General features: G+C 74.1%; 18 protein-coding genes. 9 read left to right on the top strand and 9 right to left on the bottom strand.

Annotated features, from left to right (window positions below; all coding sequences use genetic code 11):
• Nucleotides 1-125: 125 nt before the first annotated feature.
• The 7 genes from ACFV4G_RS01625 to ACFV4G_RS01595 all read right to left on the bottom strand — a co-directional run bounded on the left by ACFV4G_RS01625 (nucleotide 126) and on the right by ACFV4G_RS01595 (nucleotide 7136).
• Nucleotides 126-746 (bottom strand): hypothetical protein, encoded by a 621-nt coding sequence (locus ACFV4G_RS01625; protein WP_380435406.1) that lies wholly within the window; start codon nucleotides 744-746, stop codon nucleotides 126-128.
• A gap of 89 nt (nucleotides 747-835) precedes the next feature.
• On the bottom strand, nucleotides 836-1441 hold the full coding sequence (locus tag ACFV4G_RS01620) for an AAA family ATPase (RefSeq protein ID WP_380435405.1): 606 nt from the start codon (nucleotides 1439-1441) through the stop codon (nucleotides 836-838).
• 21 nt (nucleotides 1442-1462) lie between these two features.
• Complete coding sequence (locus ACFV4G_RS01615) at nucleotides 1463-2221, bottom strand: AAA family ATPase (protein ID WP_380435404.1); 759 nt, start codon at nucleotides 2219-2221, stop codon at nucleotides 1463-1465.
• Nucleotides 2222-2298: 77 nt separating this feature from the next.
• Nucleotides 2299-3867, bottom strand: a complete 1569-nt coding sequence (gene murJ, locus ACFV4G_RS01610; protein WP_380435403.1) for a murein biosynthesis integral membrane protein MurJ — start codon at nucleotides 3865-3867, stop codon at nucleotides 2299-2301.
• Between the two features lie 116 nt (nucleotides 3868-3983).
• A complete protein-coding gene (locus ACFV4G_RS01605; protein WP_380435402.1) occupies nucleotides 3984-4661 on the bottom strand; it encodes a hypothetical protein in 678 nt (225 codons plus the stop codon).
• A 97-nt stretch (nucleotides 4662-4758) separates the two neighbouring features.
• On the bottom strand, nucleotides 4759-5157 hold the full coding sequence (locus ACFV4G_RS01600; protein ID WP_380435401.1) for a (2Fe-2S) ferredoxin domain-containing protein: 399 nt from the start codon (nucleotides 5155-5157) through the stop codon (nucleotides 4759-4761).
• The gene (locus ACFV4G_RS01595) at nucleotides 5154-7136 is read right to left on the bottom strand and encodes a heavy metal translocating P-type ATPase (RefSeq protein ID WP_380435400.1); all 1983 of its coding nucleotides are present in this window, start codon (nucleotides 7134-7136) and stop codon (nucleotides 5154-5156) included. Before ACFV4G_RS01595 ends, ACFV4G_RS01600 begins: the two co-directional genes overlap by 4 nt.
• Nucleotides 7137-7251: 115 nt before the next feature.
• Between ACFV4G_RS01595 and ACFV4G_RS01590 the strand changes: the two genes are divergently transcribed.
• The 3 genes from ACFV4G_RS01590 (at nucleotide 7252) to ACFV4G_RS01580 (ending at nucleotide 9597) form a co-directional block, all read left to right on the top strand.
• Nucleotides 7252-7629 carry an ArsR/SmtB family transcription factor gene (locus ACFV4G_RS01590; protein ID WP_380435399.1) on the top strand — a complete coding sequence of 126 codons (378 nt, stop codon included), beginning with the start codon at nucleotides 7252-7254 and terminating at the stop codon, nucleotides 7627-7629.
• Nucleotides 7630-7685: 56 nt separating this feature from the next.
• Nucleotides 7686-9182 carry a hypothetical protein gene (locus ACFV4G_RS01585; RefSeq protein WP_380435398.1) on the top strand — a complete coding sequence of 499 codons (1497 nt, stop codon included), beginning with the start codon at nucleotides 7686-7688 and terminating at the stop codon, nucleotides 9180-9182.
• Between the two features lie 73 nt (nucleotides 9183-9255).
• The gene (locus ACFV4G_RS01580; protein WP_380435397.1) at nucleotides 9256-9597 is read left to right on the top strand and encodes a DUF5713 family protein; all 342 of its coding nucleotides are present in this window, start codon (nucleotides 9256-9258) and stop codon (nucleotides 9595-9597) included.
• Here ACFV4G_RS01580 and ACFV4G_RS01575 read toward each other — a convergent pair.
• Together ACFV4G_RS01575 and ACFV4G_RS01570 are read right to left on the bottom strand one after the other, a co-directional pair.
• Nucleotides 9543-10118 carry a GNAT family N-acetyltransferase gene (locus ACFV4G_RS01575; protein ID WP_380435396.1) on the bottom strand — a complete coding sequence of 192 codons (576 nt, stop codon included), beginning with the start codon at nucleotides 10116-10118 and terminating at the stop codon, nucleotides 9543-9545. The two genes, ACFV4G_RS01580 and ACFV4G_RS01575, sit on opposite strands and share 55 nt — an antisense overlap.
• Nucleotides 10105-11037 (bottom strand): class I SAM-dependent methyltransferase, encoded by a 933-nt coding sequence (locus ACFV4G_RS01570; protein WP_380435395.1) that lies wholly within the window; start codon nucleotides 11035-11037, stop codon nucleotides 10105-10107. The genes ACFV4G_RS01575 and ACFV4G_RS01570 overlap by 14 nt, the downstream gene beginning before the upstream one ends.
• A 174-nt stretch (nucleotides 11038-11211) precedes the next feature.
• Between ACFV4G_RS01570 and ACFV4G_RS01565 the strand changes: the two genes are divergently transcribed.
• The 6 genes from ACFV4G_RS01565 (at nucleotide 11212) to ACFV4G_RS01540 (ending at nucleotide 17403) form a co-directional block, all read left to right on the top strand.
• Nucleotides 11212-12321 carry a hypothetical protein gene (locus ACFV4G_RS01565; protein ID WP_380435394.1) on the top strand — a complete coding sequence of 370 codons (1110 nt, stop codon included), beginning with the start codon at nucleotides 11212-11214 and terminating at the stop codon, nucleotides 12319-12321.
• Nucleotides 12322-12777: 456 nt separating this feature from the next.
• Nucleotides 12778-14472: a sensor histidine kinase gene (locus ACFV4G_RS01560; RefSeq protein ID WP_380435451.1), complete on the top strand. Its 1695-nt coding sequence runs from the start codon at nucleotides 12778-12780 to the stop codon at nucleotides 14470-14472.
• Nucleotides 14469-14876: a roadblock/LC7 domain-containing protein gene (locus ACFV4G_RS01555; protein WP_329925671.1), complete on the top strand. Its 408-nt coding sequence runs from the start codon at nucleotides 14469-14471 to the stop codon at nucleotides 14874-14876. The genes ACFV4G_RS01560 and ACFV4G_RS01555 overlap by 4 nt, the downstream gene beginning before the upstream one ends.
• 19 nt (nucleotides 14877-14895) lie before the next feature.
• Nucleotides 14896-15261: a DUF742 domain-containing protein gene (locus ACFV4G_RS01550; RefSeq protein WP_380435393.1), complete on the top strand. Its 366-nt coding sequence runs from the start codon at nucleotides 14896-14898 to the stop codon at nucleotides 15259-15261.
• Nucleotides 15242-15856 carry an ATP/GTP-binding protein gene (locus ACFV4G_RS01545; protein ID WP_380435392.1) on the top strand — a complete coding sequence of 205 codons (615 nt, stop codon included), beginning with the start codon at nucleotides 15242-15244 and terminating at the stop codon, nucleotides 15854-15856. The genes ACFV4G_RS01550 and ACFV4G_RS01545 overlap by 20 nt, the downstream gene beginning before the upstream one ends.
• A gap of 137 nt (nucleotides 15857-15993) precedes the next feature.
• Entirely contained in the window at nucleotides 15994-17403 is a 1410-nt protein-coding gene (locus ACFV4G_RS01540; RefSeq protein ID WP_380435391.1) for a cytochrome P450, read from the top strand.
• Nucleotides 17404-17405 lie beyond the last annotated feature (2 nt).

Raw genomic sequence — 17405 nt, 5'->3', positions numbered from 1 at the left:
ACACCCCCCACACCCGCTGTGCCTGGGCTCCGCCCGCGCGTCGCCTGGGTTTGTGGGGGGGGGCGGGGCGCCGGCGTCGCCGCCCCCCCGGCGCCCCTCGCCGGGCCCGGTGGGCATGCCGCTCGTCACCTGCTCCGCGGGTGGTAGGCGAGTTGGCGCTCGACGGGAGCCGCGGCGAAGTCGCCGAGACCGTTGACGACGTCGCCGACCGCGAGCCGGATCCCCCGCGCGAGTCCCGACCCCTTGAGTACCGCACCGCGGCGGTCCGGGTCGGGGCCCGTGAAGTCATCGCCCCCGGCCAGCCGGACGCTCTGCGCCGAGATGGCGCCGATGACCTGGGCGCCGTCGCCGATCACGCTGGAGCCGACGACCTCGGCGCCGTTGAGCAGCCGCGCGTGGTCGCCGACGGAGAGCAGCGAGCCGGGCTGGTTGGCCTTGATCTGCACCCCGCCGGGGCCGAGGGAGCACCCGTCGCCGACGACGATCCGTCCGCCGTCGGCCGCGAGCAGCAGCGTCGACGGGTGGAAGGTGCTGCCGCTGCCGATGGAGCACGTCCCGCCGTCGCACCGCACCACGACGCCGGGGAAGAAGGTGTTGCCCTCCCCGATCTCGGCGTCGCGTGCGATCAGCGTCGAGAACGGATCGAAGACGGTGTTGGTCTCGGCGAGGACGGCCATCTCGCCGAGCGTCCGGAACCCGTTCCTGCGGCGCTGCTCGTCCATCAGCTCGAACATCTTGTCGTGCACGCCGGCCCGCTCCCCTGTTTGATCATGTTGCACCGACTCTACGCACCCGAGAGCGCATACGGCGGTGGAGCCGCCCTGGTGCCGTGCCGTCAGGAGAGGGCGGCGGCCAGGCGCTGCGCCAGGGTGTCGTAGGGGCGGCAGGCGATCACCGGCAGGTGGTGGCTGCGGGCCTGGGCGGCGAGGTGGTGGGAGTAGCGGGCGCTGACGGCGGCGCGGGCGGGCTGGGGGCCGTCTTCGGGCTCGCGGTGGGCGTAGTTGGCGGCGATGGCGGCCGGGTCGTCCTCGTGGAGGAAGAGGGCGCGTACCCGGCGGCCGCGTGCCCGGGCTTCGGCCACCGCGCGGGCGGCGGCGGCCGGGGTGAGGTAGTCGCCTTCGACGATCGCGGGCACGTCCACGGTCAGGCGGTTGCGGACGACGCCGAGCAGCGCGTCGTCCAGGGCGTGCGCGGTGGCGATCTGCAGCTCCAGGACGCGGTCGGCCGGCAGGTCCGCGTCGGGGTCGGCGAGGCCGTCGAAGTGGTGCAGGCCGGGGTGGGTCGCGGCGGAGGTCGCGGCCTGCAGGGCGGCCACGACGTCGTCGAACTCGACGACGAACGCGCCGTGCCGAGCGGCGAGTCGGGCGGCGGCGAGGCTCTTGCCGAGCCCGGAGGCCCCGCCGATCAGCAGGACGTCCCACGGGCGGTGGTTGGTGTGCATACGGCCACCGTAGGCGGCCGGTCAGGACGGCGGCTGCGCCGGGCCGGTTATGTGGCGCAGGTACGCCTCGGGGCGTTCCAGGTAGCGGCGCCAGTGGTCGACGATCGCGAGGTCCCGCCAGCGGGTGGGCCGGATGCCGTGGTCGCCGACCTCCAGGACGGCGGAGCCGGGGGTGGCGGCGAGGATCGGCGAGTGGGTGGCGCACACGACCTGGGCCCCGGTGCGGCCGAGTTCGTGCAGCAGGCCGACGAGTTGCAGGCTGGACGTGAAGGAGAGCGCCGCCTCCGGCTCGTCCAGGATGTAGAGACCCGGCTCGCGGAACATCGACTCGAAGACGGTGAGGAAGCCCTCGCCGTGGCTCATCAGGTCGGTGCGTTCGTTCCAGTAGCGGCCTCGCCCCTGCTTCTCCTCCATCATCTGCAGCGCCGTCTCGGCCCGCAGGAAGAACCCGTTGCGCCGCGAGCGCGGGCCGGAGGCCATCGCCCGGCCGCGCTCGGTGTAGTCGAGGCGCAGGTACTCGCCGAGTTCTCCGCGCTCCCTGGGGCCGGCGTAGCGGGCACCGGCCCGCCCGCCGTAGTTGTCCACGCCGTAGGCCTCGGCGAGGGCCTCGACCAGGGTGGACTTGCCCGAGCCGTTCTCGCCGACCAGGAAGGTCACGGGCGCCGGGAAGGCGATGCCGCCGCCGAGCAGGCCCCGCACGCACGGGACCGTCCACGGCCACTGCGACAGCTGCCGCTCGGTGAGCATCTCCCGGTGGACGCGCATCCTCTCGACGATCACTCTTCTCGCCCTCCCTGGTTCGTGTACGGCTCGGCCCACCATAAGCAGCGGCGCTGACAACGGCCTCCGGGAGCCGGTCAGCGCAGGCCGGGCAGGGCGCGCAGTTCGGTGATGCGGAGCAGGCGGGCGAGGAGGAGGAAGAGGAGCGCCATCGTGAGACCGCCCGCCGCCAGGGAAAGGACCGGGGCGCGGAGGGCCGCCACGGCACCGTCCGTGCAGCCGAGGCCGACGAGCCAGCCGGCCGCGCCCGCGAGGGCCGCCGCCGCGGTCAGTTTGCCGTAGGTGCGGCAGATCCGGCGGCCGTCCAGCAGGCCCTCCGTACGGCGGCGCAGGCGGACCGCCGTCAGGAGCAGGCCGACACCGTACGAGAGCGCGTACGCGCCGGCCATTCCCGTGACGGCCCAGCGGGCCGGGAGCAGCAGGTGGCAGGCGGCGGCGAGGGCGACGTTGGTGGCGCCGATCCACAGGGCGAGGCGGAACGGGGTGCGGGTGTCGTCGAAGGCGTAGAAGCCGCGCAGGAGGAGGTACTGCGCGGAGAACGGGACGAGGCCGAGCCCGAAGGCCTGGAGCATGTGGCCGAGCGGCACGGCCGTGGTGGGGTCGGTGGCGCCGTGGGCGAAGAGGAGCTGCGCGATCTGCGGGCCGAAGGCGAGGAAGGCGAACGCGGCCGGGACGATGACGACGCCGCTGATCCGCAGCGAGCGGGAGAGGTCGGCGCGGAGGTCGCCGATGCGGTGCTCGACGACCGCGCGGCTCATGCGCGGCAGCAGGGCGGTGACGAGGGTGACGGTGACGATCGACTGCGGCATCGTCCAGATCTGCTGTGCGTAGGTGTAGGCGGTGTACCCGACGCCGTCCTTCGGGAGGGCGGTGTCGGCGGCGGAGGCGAAGCGGGTGACGAGCGTGCTCGCGACGAGGTTGGCGAGGACGAACAGCAGGGTCCAGCGGGCGGCGCTCACGCTCCTGCGCAGGCCGGTGCCGCGCCAGTCGAAGCGCGGGCGCGGACGGTAGCCAGCGGCGAGGGCGTACGGGACGAGGGAGAGCGCCTGGAGGGCGAGCGCGACGGTGGTGCCGGTGCCGAGCAGGGCGACCTGGTCGGGGGTGATGCCGGAGACCTGGTCGGGGGCGTTCAGCAGGCCGATGTACAGCCCGAACATGGCGATGAGGACGACGTTGTTGAGGACCGGGGTCCACATCATCGCGCCGAAGCGGTCCCGGGCGTTGAGGACCTGGCCGAAGATGCTGAAGACGCCGTAGAAGAAGATCTGCGGCAGCAGGTAGCGGGCGAACACGACGGTGAGCTCGAACGCGGCGTGCGTGTCGGGGGTGTCGCTCTGGTAGAGGGCGATGACGTCCGGCGCGGCCCAGACCGCGAGGGCCGTCCCGGCGGCGAGGAGGCACAGCACGAGCGTGACGAGGCGCTGCTCGAACGCGGTGCCGCCGTCGAGGTGTTCGGCGCGGGCCCGGACGAGCTGCGGGACGAGCACGGAGTTGAGCGCGCCGCCGATCAGCAGGAAGTACAGGCTGGTGGGGACGGTGTTGGCCAGGTTGTACGTGGTGGCGAGCAGGCCGACGCCCAGGGCGTGGGCCTGGAGCACCTGGCGGATCAGGCCGGTGGCGCGCGAGACCACCGTGCCGGAGGCCATCAGCGCCGAGGAGCGCCGTAATCCGCTCGTCCGCCCCGGGGAGGCGTGCCGTCTGCGTGTCTTCCATCCGATCATGGAATGAACCGACGCCCGGACGCCGGTCGGTGGTTCCCCGCTCAGTCCGTCCAGAGGGTGACCGTCGCGTTCAGCAGGTAGTCGGCCGGGGCGATCGAGTCGATCCTGATCAGGGCCGTGCGCCCGCCCGGGGTCCGGAGGCAGACGAGCGAGCCGATGCTCACGTGGGCGTCCTGGCCGGGGTGCGTCATCGCCCAGTCCCGGCACTGGGCGCCGGTCGGGGCCGACTGGCCGGACCAGATGCCGAACTGGTCGTGGTCCATCTGGATCTCGTCGTGCAGGTTGGCGGTCGTCGACGTGAAGCCGCCGGCGTAGATGCCGTGCGCGAATCCGGCGGCGCGGGACGGCGGGGTCAGGTCGAAGTCGATGCCGCCTTCCATGGGGACGGCGACCTGGCCGCTCCAGACCTGGACGGGTCCGGTGGCCGACGGGGACGGCGGCGCGGCGACGGAGGTGGCGGGCCCCGGAGTTGCGGAGGGCGTGGAGACCGATGACGCCACGGCGCCGGTCGGCGTGGGCAGTTGCTTCGGATCGTCGCCCTTGGGCCGCACCGCCGTCCCGAGGACCAGCGCCAGCACCCCGACCGCGACCACGCCGAACCGCGCCCCGGTCGTCTTGGGTCCGGGCAGGCTGATCCCGGCGCCGCTCGCGGCCTCGCGCGCGAAGGCCACGACGAAGCAGAGCAGTCCGAAGACCCACAGAGTGATCGTTCCGGCCATCGGTCCCCGTCCCCCGGCGCTTCCGATCCGACATCAGGCCCGCCGATGGTACCGGGTTCCGGGGGGGTGAGCGCCCCCAATTCCGCACCGGACGGCCTCAGTCGAGCGCCTCCCGGATCCGCCGGGAGGGCTGGAACTCGTAGAGGTCGAGAACGCCCGGCGGGTCCGCGAGGCCCGGGCCGCCGTCGGCGACCCACGTGGCGATGTCGGCGACGGCGTCCGCGTCGTTGACGAGGGCGAGCCAGACCGGGCGGCCGCCCGCGCGGCGGCCCTCGGCGGAGGGCTGGACGACCATCACGTCGGCCTGCTCGCACGCGTCCAGGCAGGTGGTCGGGCGGACGGTCGCCACGCCGTCCAACGCGGTGCGCAGGTGGACGAGTTGGGCGGCGTGGTCCACACCGGGGACCTTCGGTGTGCCGCAGCAGCAGCCCCGGCAGACCGTCACCGTGCAGCGCGCCGCGGCGCTCTCCTTCTTCCGCCCCTCGCGGCGACTCACCGGCCGGCCCGGGCGCGGGTCCAGGCGGCCTCGCGCAGCAGCCGCAGGCCGTTGAGGCCGACGATGACGGTCGAGCCCTCGTGGCCGAGGACGCCGAGCGGCAGCGGGAGGGTGGCGACGAGGTCCCACACGACCAGGGCGGAGATGAACACCGAGGCGATCACCAGGTTCTGCACGACGAGGCCGCGGGCCCGCCGGGAGAGCGCCACCACGGCCGGGACGGTGGCGAGTTCGTCGCGCACGACCACCGCGTCCGCGGTCTCCAGGGCGAGGTCCGAGCCCGCCCGGCCCATCGCGACGCCGGTGTGGGCGGCGGCCAGCGCGGGCGCGTCGTTGACGCCGTCGCCGATCACCAGCACCTTGCGGCCCGCCGCCTCGCACTCGCGGACGGCGGCCACCTTGTCCTGCGGCAGCAGCGCGGCGCGCACGTCGGTGATGCCGACCTCGGCAGCCACGTGCGCGGCGGCGCGCGGGTTGTCGCCGGTGAGCAGCATCGGCGTCCCGCCGGTGAGCGCGGCGAGGGCGGTGACGGTGGCGGCGGCGTCGGGGCGCAGCCGGTCGGCGATGCCGAGCACGCCCAGCGGGACGCCGTCGGCCTCGACCAGGACGGCGGTGCGGCCGGCCGCCTCCAGCTCCCCCGCGTGCCCGTTGGCCTGGTCGACCTCCGGGCCGCTGCGTCCTTCGAGCAGACGGGCGGGTGCGGCGACGGCGACGATGCGGCCGTCGATGGTGGCGCTGACGCCGATGCCGGGGGTGGAGGTGAAGTCCTCGGCGGCGGGGAGGGCGAGGCCCCGGGCGCGGGCGGCGTCGACGACGGCGCGGGCGAGCGGGTGCTCGCTGGGGTGCTCGGCCGCGGCGGCGAGGGTGAGCAGCCCGTCCTCGGTGAGGCCGGAGCCGGTGAGCGGGCGGAGGTCGGTGACGCGCGGGGTGCCTTCGGTGAGGGTGCCGGTCTTGTCGAGGGCGACGGTGTCGCTCTGGCCGAGGCGCTCCATGACGACGGCGGACTTGACGAGGACGCCGTGGCGTCCGGCGTTGGCGATCGCGGAGAGCAGCGGCGGCATGGTGGCCAGCACGACGGCGCACGGCGAGGCGACGATCATGAACGTCATCGCGCGCAGCAGCGAGTCGGTGAGGGCCGCGCCGACGGCGAGCGGGACGGCGAAGACGGCGAGGGTCGCGAGGACCATGCCGATCGAGTAGCGCTGCTCGACCTTCTCGATGAAGAGCTGGGTGGGCGCCTTGGTCTCGGAGGCCTCCTCGACCATCTGCACGATCCGCGCGATCACCGAGTCGGAGGCGTCCCGGTCGACGCGGATCCGCAGGGCGCCGGTGCCGTTGAGGGTGCCGGCGAAGACCTCGTCGCCGGCGGCCTTGGCGACGGGCAGCGGTTCGCCGGTGATGGTGGCCTGGTCGACCTCGCTCGCACCGTCCAGGACCCGCCCGTCGGCGCCGATCCGCTCGCCGGGCCGCACGAGGACGGTGTCGCCGACGGCGAGCGCCTCGGTGGGGACGGTCTCCTCGGCGCCGCCCGCGAGGAGCCGGGTGGCGGTGGCCGGGGCCAGGTCGAGCAGACCGCGCACGGAGTCGGCGGTACGGGCGGTGGCCAGGGCCTCCAGGGCGCCGGAGGTGGCGAAGATGACGATCAGCAGCGCGCCGTCCATGACCTGCCCGACGGCGGCGGCACCGAGGGCGGCGACGATCATCAGCAGGTCGACGTCGAGGGTCTTCTCGCGCAGCGCCCGGAGGCCGGCCCACGCGGGCTCCCAGCCGCCGGTGGCGTACGCGAGGGCGTAGAGCGGGCCCCAGGCCCAGGCGGGGGCGCCGGTGAACTGGAGCGGCAGCGCGGTCAGGAACAGCACCGTCGCCGCGGCGGCCCACCGGGCCTCGGGCAGGGCGAAGACCCGGGTGCGGCGGCGGGGGGCGGCGTCCGGACGCGGCGGCGCGGTGGGCGCCGGGCGCTCGATCAGGGTGGCGGGCATGGCAGGCGGGGACCCTTCGGGCACGACAGGACAAGGGCAGGGCTGGGCCCTGGGCGTTTCCACGATACATGAACATATGAACGCTCCTTCATTCATGGCCTGTACGATGGTCCCCATGGGTCATGGAGCCGCCACCACCCGAAGCGCCGAAGTCGCCGCCGAAGCCGTCCCGCGCACCCGCCTGGACGCCGACGGCGCCGCCCGCGTGGCCACCACCCTCCAGGCCCTCGCCACCCCGTCCCGCCTGCTGATCCTGTCCCGCCTGCGCGAGGGCCCCTGCGCCGCCACCGAACTCGCCACCGAGGTCGGCATGGAACAGTCCGCCTGCTCCCACCAGCTGCGCCTGCTGCGCAACCTCGGCCTCGTCACCGGCACCCGCCGGGGCCGCTCGGTGGTGTACGCGCTGTACGACAACCACGTCGCCGAACTGCTCGACCAGGCCGTCTACCACATCGAGCACCTGCGCCTGGGGCTCAGCGACGCGACGGACTGACCGGGCCCCGACGACCCCTCTGGACGCCCGGCCAAGATCGCTGGGACGATGGCCCGATGCTCTCCCCCGTCGCCCCCGATGCGCTGCTCCGCGGCGTCGCCGCCAACCGCGCCGCACCCTCGGACGTCCTGCTGCGACTGCTGGCGCCGGAGGCGAAGCCCGCGCGCCTCGACCTGTGCGAGAGGCGTCCGCTGCCGGACGACGTCGTCGAGGCCGCGCTCGCGCACCCGGAGCCGGGAGTCCGGCGGGCGATCGCCCGGAACCGGTACGTCCCGGTGGAGATCCGCAGCCGGTTGGTCCACGACCCGCTCGACTTCGTGCGCGCCGCGCTGGCCGGCGGACCGCGTCCGCGGTTCCAGCGCGTCGAGCCGCTGCCCGACGAGGCGCTGGCGGCCCTGCTCTCCGCGGAGGACGAGCCCGGCCGGGGCGGGATCCTCACCGCGGACGAGATCCGGCAGGAGCTGGCGTTCTCGTTCCAGCTGCCGACGGCATTCTCCCTCCGTACGGTCGACCACCCCCACCCACGGCTCAGGGCCCACGCCGCCCGCAGTTGGCAGCACCTCACCCCCGCCCAGCGCGAAGCCCTGCTCGCGGATCCGGACGAGACCGTCCGCGACCAGGCCCGGCGCGAGGCCCGCCGCCTCGACCCCGCCGCCCTAGAAGCGCGCTTCCACCGCCCGGGCCTGAGCGAGCGCGACCGCTACACCATGCTCTGGTTGTACGCGGTCACCGACGCCATCGCCGAACACTGCTTCACCGAGGAGCCCGGCTACCTGCCCGCGCTCGCGGCCAGCCCGTACACCCCTGCCCACGTCGTCGCCCGGCTCGCCCGCCACCCCGATCCGGCACTGCGCCGGCGCGTCGCCGAACGGGCCGACCTGGACGCCGGGTCGCTCGCGGAACTCGCGGCGGACCCGGACCCCTCCGTCCGCTCCCGGGCACTCGCGCACCCGCTCCCCCGCACTCGGGCGCAGGCCTCCGTCATCCACGGCGTCCTCGCCGACGACCCCGCGGACCTCGGCCCGATCGGCGCGGGATCCGAGGCCGAGCCGGACTGGTACCTCGCCGGCGCCGTCTCCGAACTCCCGTCGCTGCGCCGGGCCGCCGCCACCTGGCCCGGCCTGCCCGCGCACCTCGTCGACCGGCTCGCGGACGACCCCGACGAGGGAGTGCGGCACCTGCTGGCCTACCACCACCCGCTCGCCCCGCCCGCGACCGTCCTCGCCGCGTTCCTCGCGAGCCCCGAGCAGCGCGAGTACCTGCGGACGCTACCCACCCTGCCCCGCACGGGACTTCAGCACCTCCTCACCCACGAGGAGCCCGAGGTCCGCGCCCTGGCCGCCGCCGACCCCACCCTCGACCACCCACCCGTCGAGCTCCTCACCGACCCCGACGAGCGAGTCCGCCGGGCCGCCGCCACCAACCCGCTGCTCCCGCCCGACGTGGTCGACGCCCTCCTCGCCGACCCCGCGCTCGCCGAGGCCGCCGCGGCCAACCCGGCGCTGACCGGGGCCCGGCTGCACGGGCTCCTCGACCTCGCCGGGCTGCCGTAGCCGGGTCGTCAGAGGCGGATTGTCAGAGGCGGGGTGCATGATCGGGGCGTCCGACCACGACAGGGAGCACGCCATGCCGATCACCAACGCCCAGGTCCTCCAGTACTCGTTCCTGCCCGGGTTGTACCGGGACGACTACTTCCCCGACGCCGTCGTCGACCAGGGGTGCGCCATCCTGCGGCGGCTGTGCGAGCGGATCGAGGCCGAGCGGCCGGGCGACCTCGACGCGCTGTACGGCCTCACCGCCGGCGCCACCGAGGAGTTCAACGTCCTCCAGGAGGCGTTCGAGGCCGCCGGCAGCGAGATCGAGACGGTCGCCCGCGAGGAGATCGCCGAGGACTTCTGGTTCATCGCGAACGCCTACGGGTTCCCGGAGGCCGACGCCGAGAAGCTGATCGCCGAGCGGGACTGGTAGGAGTCGAGGAAGCGCACCATGTGCAGCTTCGTCACGGCCCGGCCGCCGACCACGACGGCCCCCGGCTCCCGGCCCCACACCTCGAAGCCGCACGACGTGTAGAGCCGGAGCGCCGCCTCGTTGCCCTCGGAGACCGTCAGCAGCACCTGCTGCACCTCGTCGTGAGCGGCGGCCAGTTCGAGCGTCCGCGCGACCAGCGCCCGGCCGACGCCCCGGCCGCCCGCCGCGGGCGCCACGGCCATGCCGAACAGCGTCGCCTTGTGCCGCTCCTGGCCCCGGGCGCGCAGCCTGAGGCCCGCCGTGCCGATCAGCCCGCCGTCCGCCGCGAACGCGCCGAGCACCGCACCCTCCGCCAGCCGGCGGACGGACACCGCGAGCGGCTTCGCGCACTCCTCCGCGTGACTCGACGTGAAGGCCTCGGGCGTCTCCCGGAGGGCCTCCAGACGGAAGGTCTGGTACACCTCCGCGTCGCCCGCGCCCAGCCGGCGGATGGTCACCCCGTCGGGGTCAGAGACGGACACGCGTGCACCTCGTCACGTACGGCATCGCGATCTCCTCGTGGCCCGCGAGGTCGGGGTGGGTGCCGAGGAGGTGCTCGACGTCCGCGAGGAGGCGGGTGCGCTCGGCCTCGGGGAGGGTGATGACGTAGCTGCGCGAGGCGACCATGTCGAGGATCCCGGTCCTCGTCGTCACGTGCTCCCAGCGGATCTCCAGCCGCTCGGGGGCGCCGAAGGGGGCGGGGACGACGGGCTTGGTGTCGATCGTCTGCTTCGCCGAGCGGTGCATCAGGGCGCCGAGTTCGGCGGCCCACGGCTCGGACTCGTCGCGGACGTTCCAGATCAGGGAGAGCGTGCCGCCGGGGGCGAGGACGCGGGCGATCTCCGGCACGGCGGTGCCCTGGTCGAACCAGTGCCAGGCCTGCGCGACGACCACTGCGTCCACACTGCCGTCCGGCAGCGGGATCCGCTCGGCCGAGCCGCCCCGCACGGCCGCCCTCGGAACGGCCGCCGCGAGCTGGTCGCGCATCGCCTCGTCCGGCTCGCCGGCGACGACGTCCAGGCCCGCGTCCACCAGCAGGCGGGTCAGCTTTCCGGTGCCCGCGCCGAGGTCGAGCACCCGGCGGGCCTCGCGCGGCACGGCCGAGCCGATCAGCGCCAGCGGGTAGCCGGGCCGCCCCTGCTGGTACGCGCCGGCCGCGGCGCCGAACGAGCGGGCCCGCAGCTTGCCGGACCAGCGACGGGTGGCGCCCTGGCGGGTCATCCCGCAGGCGCGGCCGATCTCCTCCCAGGTCGCGTAGCGGCCGCGGCGCAGCTCGTCGATGACCGCCGTGCGGCGGTCCTCCAGGACGGCGATCACTTCGGACAGCCGGTGCAGGCCGGCGAGGCCGCCTTCGCCGGCGACGTCGGCGGCGATGCGGTGAGCAAGATCATCGATAGTCACGGCCGCACTGTAGGGCCGCTCCGCACCGGGCGTCAACACTCATTGCTCATTGCGCAACACATGTTGCCTGGGAGCCTCTCGCCACCCTGGAAACAAACAGTGGGGAAACTCGACTCCCTCTTCACACTTCTCCCATAACCTGTCGCGCAGCAGACCGACTTGAGGAGATGTGACATGAACTCACGTGCAAGGAAGGCCCGTTGGGCCACCGCCCTGGCCACGACCGTGGCGCTCCTGGCCGGCGGCGCCGGCACCGCCCTCGCGGACGGGACGGCCACGACGCCGGTCACCGCCGTCCCCGTCGGCACGGTGGTGACCGGCGTCGTGGTCAGCCCGGACGGCAGCAGGGCGTACGTCACGGCCGACGGCAAGCTCAAGGTGGTCGACACCGCGGCCGGCACCGTCACCGCCGAGATCCCCCTGGGCGGCCTCGACTACACCTCCGACAAATCGGCGATCAGCCCCGACGGCACCCGGGTGTACGCGGTCAGCGGCCTCGTCCTGTACGTCGTCGACACCACGACGAACACCGTCGTCGCCACCGTCCCCCTGCCCCCGGAGATCCGGCCGGACACCTGGAAGGACGGCGGCGCCTACCAGGTCGCCATCGGCACGGACGGCGGCACGGTCCTCGTCGCCCAGGACGGGCCGAGCGGGTACCTGCGGCCGGGGCAGCCGCCGACCCGGACGCCCGGCCGGGTGCTCACCTTCGCCACCGCGCAGGGCGCGTTCACCGGCGAGGTGCCGATGCCCGACGGCTACGTGCGCCGGATCGCCGTCCGGCCCGGCGGCACCGACGCCTACGTCAGCTCCGGCACCAGCCTCGTGCACCTGGACCTCTCGGCCGGCACCCCGACCGCCGTCGGCACCGTGGCGAACCTCCCGGCCCAGGTGATCTACGCGACCTACACCAAGGACGGCACCCACCTGATCGTCACCGACAGCGACCCCGGCGACCCCCGCCTGGCCCACCCCGTCGACACCGACAGCGACACCGCGACGGCCCCGGTCACGCTCACGCCCGACTTCTCCACCGGCGGCGCGCCGTCCACCACCCCGGCCGGCGGCCTCCTGCGCCGCGCCGCGTACGACCAGACCACGAAGCGGCTCTCCCTGGTGGCCTTCGACTCCACCGCCGACTACGCCGCCGTGCCCGGCGAGACGCTCCCCACCGACGCCGACTTCAGCTACGGAATGACCGTCAGCTCCGACAACCACACCGTCTACCTGCTGGCCCACCGCCCCGGAGTGCAGGGCGTCTTCCTGGAGATCCTCCCCCGCTGAACAACCCCCAGCCGAGAACCCGCACCACATCCGACGGGACGCCGTCGCGAGGCACCTCCTCGCGGCGGCGTCTTCGCGTGCGCCCGCGACACCTCACTCTTTCGGGTGGGACCGCTTCGGGACTTTTGACCCTCGGTAGCACGAACTCCGGTCCCCCGGAAGCCACTTCGCGCAGAAACCCTCCGCATGGGCGAATCCCGGGCGGGTTGCCGGTGCGAGCGCCCCGGGGCGAGAAACCTGGTGCGGGCGCCGGCCCCGGCGGGACGGGGGCCGGACCGGGCACCAGCGGTCGCGCACCCGTGCGACATGTCTGACATGTCCGGCAAGATCGCACAAGTCAGCACTGCCACAGTAATTTTGAGTTTCATTCAGAAATGTCGAGACCCGGCTATGCTGCCTCGGACCACCGCCCCCGACCCCCTTCCGATGTCCCCTTCCGACCGTTTGAGGATGCTGATGCTTCGACCCGGATCGTCCCCCGGCAGACGGCCCACCGCGCCCCCGCCCGGATGGCTGCTGCCCATGGCCGTGCTCGCCGCCGCCGCGGTGGCCGCCGTGGCGATCGCGGTCTCCGGCGCCCGCCCCGAGGTGATCTGGAGCGGCATCGCCGCCACGGCCGCGGTGGCCCTGGTGGCCGCCGAGGCGGGCCGCCGGGGCCGGGCACTGTCCCTCCTGCGCCGCGAACACGCCCGCCAGACGGACGAGTTGCGCCAGAAGATGCTCCGGCAGGACGCCACCATGGTCGCCCTCTCCCGGCAGGAGCTGCCCGCCGCGCTGGCCCGCCTCCAGGCGACCAACTCGGTCGACACGGCGATGCACGCCTACGAGTCCAGGGACCCGATGCTCAGCCCCGAGTACCGGGCCGCCCGGGACGAGCTGCTGCACCGCGTCCTGCGGGCCGTCGACGAGGAGACCGCCCAGCGCGAGGCCTCCCAGCGCGCCTTCGTGAACATCGCCCGGCGCGTCCAGGCGATCATCCACCGCCAGGCCCGCGACCTGCGCGAGATGGAGGACCGGCACGGCAACGACCCGGCCGTCTTCGACGACCTGCTGCGCCTGGACCACGGCAACGCCCTGACCGGCCGCCTCGCCGACTCCATCGCCGTCCTCGCCGGCGCCCGCCCCGGCCGCCAGTGGAGCCGCCCGGTCGCGCTCTACAGCGTGCTGCGCGGCGGCATGTCGCGCATCCTGGAGTACCAGCGCGTCTCGCTGCACCCCACCCCCGAGGTCGCCGTCATCGGCCCCGGCGTCGAACCGCTCATCCACGCGGTCGCCGAGCTCCTCGACAACGCGACCCGCTACTCCCCGCCGCACACCCACGTGCACCTCACCGCCTCCGAGGTGCAGACCGGGATAGCGGTCGAGATCGAGGACGGCGGCCTCGGCCTCAGCGAGGACGGCTACGCCCGCGCCGAGGAGGTCCTGCGCCACGCGCAGGGCGAGTTCGACCTCAACGACCTCGGCGAGACCCCGCGCCTCGGCCTGGCCGTCGTCGGGCGGCTGTGCCGCGCGTACGGCTTCCAGGTCACGCTGCGCCCGTCCGCGTACGGCGGCATCCGCGCGGTGCTGGTCGTGCCGCGCGAGCTGATCACCACCGCGCCGGCCACCGGTCGCGCGCACGGCATCGGCTCCATCTCCGGCCCGCGCCCGCTGCCGGCCAACCAGCCGCGGTCCAAGTCCTCGTCGCGGCCGTGGGGTCCGCCGCCGCTGTCGGTCAACAGCCCGGCCTTCGCCAACTCCCCGTGGGCCGGCACCGGTCCGATGCCCAACGGCCCGGTCCCGTCCGGTCCGGTGTCCTCCGCCCCGATGACGTCGGGCCACGTGCCGGCCGGACCGATACGGGCGAACGGGCACGGGCCCGGACCGATGGACGACCTGCCGGTGGTGACCGAACGCGGCGCCAACGGGCTGCCCCAGCGCCGGCGCCACCGCCAGACGCTCGGCCGCACCGGCTACCCCGCGCCCGCGCGGGACACGGCGGGACCGGTCCCGCAGCCCAAGGAGACGGCCAAGGAGCCGGTGCAGCCCGGCATCTGGCTCACCGCCTTCCTGGAGGGCATCAACGGCGAGGCGTCGCCCCCCGGTTCGGGCGAGCGCCCCGGCGGAGCCGACCAGACCAGAGACAACACGGCAGGGAAAGGCGAGCAGTGATTCAGCAGCGCACCAACATGGACTGGATGCTCAAGGACCTGGCGCTGAGCGTCCCGTACGCCCGGCACGTGATCGTCCTGTCCTCGGACGGCCTGCGGATGGCCCAGTACGGCACCGACCCGGACGCCGCCGACCGTCTCGCGGCGGCCTGCGCCGGCCTGCAGAGCCTGGCGACGGCGGTGGCGCACGAGTTCCCGCACGGGGACGGCGGGATGCGGATGGTCGTGATCGAGGTGAGCGGCGGCTTCTTCTACATGATGGCGGCGGGCTCGCGCGCGTACCTCGCCGTGCTCGCCGACGAGGGCGTCGACGCCGGGCTGGTGAGCTCGCAGATGCGCGACCTCGTCGCCCGGATCGGCGAGCACCTGACCACGCCGCCGCGCAAGGGCGAGCAGGTCGCATGAGCGAGCGAAAGGTGGACTCATGACTGACCCCGGCCCCGGCGGGCGCCGGGACGACGACGACCCGGAGCGCCTGTACGTCATCACGGGCGGGCGCAGCGGGCCGGCCGGGCCGACCCCGTTCGACCTGGTCACCCTGATCGTCACCCGCAGGGACCCGCGGCCCGGCATGCAGCCCGAGCACGCGGCGATCCTGCGGCTGTGCACCTCACCCCTGTCCGTCGCCGAGATCTCCGCCTACCTGCGGCTGCCGACGAGCGTGGTGACCGTGCTGCTGGCGGACCTGCTCGACGACGAGCTGATCGAGGCCCGCGCCGCCGTACCCCCGGCGGACTTCCCCGACCGTGCCCTCCTGGAGGCGGTGATCCATGGACTACAGCGACTCTGACACGCTGGTCGGGCCGGCGGCCTCGGACCTGCTGCCGGCCTCCGCGACCTCGGCGGTCAAGGTCGTGATCGTCGGAGGTTTCGGGGTCGGCAAAACGACCCTGGTCGGTTCGGTGAGCGAGATCCGTCCGCTCACCACCGAGGAGACGATGACCCAGGAGGGCGAGGGCGTCGACGACGTCGCCGGGGTCGAGCGCAAGACCGAGACGACCGTCGCGATGGACTTCGGCCGGATCAGCATCAGCGACGAACTGGTGCTGTACGTGTTCGGCACCCCCGGGCAGGAGCGGTTCTGGTTCCTCTGGAACGGCCTGTTCGAGGGCGCGCTCGGCGCGGTGGTGCTGGTCGACACCCGCCGGCTGGAGGTCAGCTTCGAGGTGATCGGGCGGCTGGAGGACCGGGGCGTGCCGTTCGTCGTCGCGATCAACGGCTTCCCGGACTCGCCCGCGCACCCGGTCGAGGAGCTGCGGGCCGCCCTCGACCTGCCGCGGGACGTGCCGATCGTCACCTGCGACGCCCGGCGGCGCGAATCCTGCCGGGACGTCCTCATGGCCCTGATGCGCTACCTGTACGACTGCGCCGCGAAGCGGGCGTGAGCCGCCGCCCCGTCCGGTCCGGCCCCTCCCCCGCCCGCCCGGCCGTTCCACCTTCCCTGTCCGTTCCGATCCCGTCCGATCCCGGAGACCCTGTGACAACTCCGCACTCCGACAGTGCACTTCCCGACGATCTCGCGGTGGCCCCGCCGCCCGGCTGCCCCGCGCACGGCCGCCCCGAGATCGGCCCGATCGGCCCGAACGGCGTGCGACGCCTGTACGGGCCCGAGGCCGAGGCCGACCCGTGGGCGGTGTACGAGAAGCTCCGCGCCGAGCACGGCGACGTGGCGCCGGTGCTGCTGTACGGCGACGTGCCGGCCTGGCTGATCCTCGGCCACGCGGCGAACCTCACGGCGATGCGCACGCCCTCGCTCTTCTCGCGCGACTCCCGGCTGTGGACGAAGTTCAAGGACGGGACGGTCGGCGCGGACTCGCCGCTCATGCCGGTCGTCGCGTGGCAGCCGCTGTGCGTGTTCGCGGACGGCGAGGAGCACCGGCGCCTGCGCGGTGCCCTCAACGACGGGCTCGGCGGCTTCGACCACCGGGGCATCCGCCGGCACGTCATCGGCTTCGTCGACGCCATGGTGCGGGACTTCGGGCGCACCGGGCACGCCGAGCTGGTCAGCCAGTTCGCCGAGCACCTGCCGATGCTGGTCCTGACGCAGCTGCTCGGCATGCCCCGCGAGTACGGTCCGCGCCTGGTCGACGCGGCGCGCGACCTCATGCGGGGCACCGCGACGGCGATCGAGAGCAACGAGTACGTCGTCGCGAGCCTGCGCCGGGCCATCGAGCGCAAGCGCGTCGAGCCGGGCGACGACCTCGTCACCTCGCTCATGCGGCACCCGGCCGGGCTCACCGACGACGAGGTCCTGGAGCACCTGCGGGTCGTGCTGCTGGCGGCCAACGAGACCACCGTCAACCTGATCGCCGACACGCTGAAGATGGTCCTCACCGACCCGCGCTTCCGCGCCAGCCTGTCCGGCGGGCACATGACCCTCGCGGAGGCGCTCGACCAGGTGCTGTGGGACTCCCCGCCGATGATCCTGGTGGCCGGCCGGTGGGCCACCGGGGACACCGAGCTCGGCGGGCAGCAGATCGAGGCGGGCGACCTGCTCCTCCTCGGGCTCGCGGCGGGCAACTTCGACCCGGTCGTCCGGCCCGACCGGAACGCGCCGCTGCACGGCAACCGCTCCCACCTGTCCTTCGGCAGCGGCCCGCACGAGTGCCCCGGCCAGGACATCGGCCGCGCCATCGCCGAGACCAGCATCGACCACCTGCTCACCCGGCTGCCGGACCTGCGGCTCGCCGAGGAGGAGAAGGACCTGGACTACACGTCGGCGTGGCTGGCCCGCCACCTCGTCGAACTCCCGGTCGAGTTCACTCCGGTGATCCTGGAGGAGGCGCCGGCTCCCGAGCCGGCGCCGACGCCCGAGGTGGAGGTCGAGGCCCTCGCCCCTGAGCCGCCCGTCGCAGCGGAACCGGTGGCCGTCACCATCCCGCACCAGCGCGGCGGTTGGTGGAGCAGGCTGACGGCGTTCATCCGCCGCTGACC

Origin of the sequence: Kitasatospora sp. NPDC059747 (assembly GCF_042732955.1) — a bacterium.
In the GTDB taxonomy this organism is placed as follows: Bacteria; Actinomycetota; Actinomycetes; order Streptomycetales; family Streptomycetaceae; genus Kitasatospora.
The sequence above is the reverse complement of the archived record's forward strand: the minus strand, read 5'-3'. Positions and strand labels throughout refer to the sequence as shown.